At 32.8% G+C, this 871-nt stretch carries 1 protein-coding gene and 1 tRNA gene; both read left to right on the forward strand.

The window, feature by feature from the left end; all coding sequences use genetic code 11:
• A tRNA-Arg gene (locus tag ACFIKE_RS11745) sits at positions 1-69 on the forward strand.
• A 680-nt stretch (positions 70-749) separates the two neighbouring features.
• Positions 750-871, forward strand: a 122-nt coding sequence (locus tag ACFIKE_RS11750) for a formate--tetrahydrofolate ligase (protein WP_375650081.1), incomplete at its 3' end; no start/stop codon positions are given.

Here is an 871-nt window from a genome sequence, read left to right on the forward strand (position 1 = left end):
AGCTCAGCTGGATAGAGCACCAGACTACGAATCTGGGGGTCAGGAGTTCGAATCTCTTCGGGTGCGCCATCTATCAATAGTACCTTCTTATAAATTTAGGCTCTTTAAATTCTTTATTTTGTGATTTATTTTTGCCTATCTTTGTTTTTTGTATTTTGTTACTTTATTCTGTTGTGAGTCGTTTCTTTAGCCATTTTGCTAGAATAGGATGTTATGAGTCCTTCAATTCAGCTCCAAGGTGCTTTTATTAGCTAATAATCATAACGATTGCATAAGCAGCGTGTGTTGTTTTCTTTTTTCGATCTATGCGCTTGTTTTTAGTCTCTTCCGGATTATACTCTTTAATCAATTAGATAATTTTTTGCGTGCTTATTTCTAATTTTTCCATAACTAGATGTTTCTGGATATTTTATTCTTAGCAATCCCATCTTAATAGGGACTTCAGATGTGCCGCCATAAAACACTTATGGTATCCATTAATATCATTAGACATTTTGTTGCAAACCAAAGCTTCTTTTCGAGATATTTTTAATTGAATTAAACATATCTTTACTGCTTAAAAGCAAAGAAACTCTTTTTCCTAAAAAACAATGAAACTCTTCTCGTGCTTCTTTAGCATTATCTCTTGCATAGCATGTCATCGACTTCTATGATATCCTAACACTTTCTGTTCTCTATGAATTCTTCTAATTAATCCATGGGGTACAGATCTCGAACATTAATAAAAGATAAGTTTAAAGAATTTTTCCATGCCTAAAACAGATATTGAAATTGCTCGCACTGCTAAAAAGCAGCATATTATTGAAATTGCACAAAAAATTGGTATCTCACATGAAAATCTCATTCCCTATGGCCATGATAAAGCTAAAAT

The sequence above is a fragment of the Bartonella sp. MU70NMGDW genome, from assembly GCF_042194085.1.
In the GTDB taxonomy this organism is placed as follows: domain Bacteria; phylum Pseudomonadota; class Alphaproteobacteria; order Rhizobiales; family Rhizobiaceae; genus Bartonella; species Bartonella grahamii.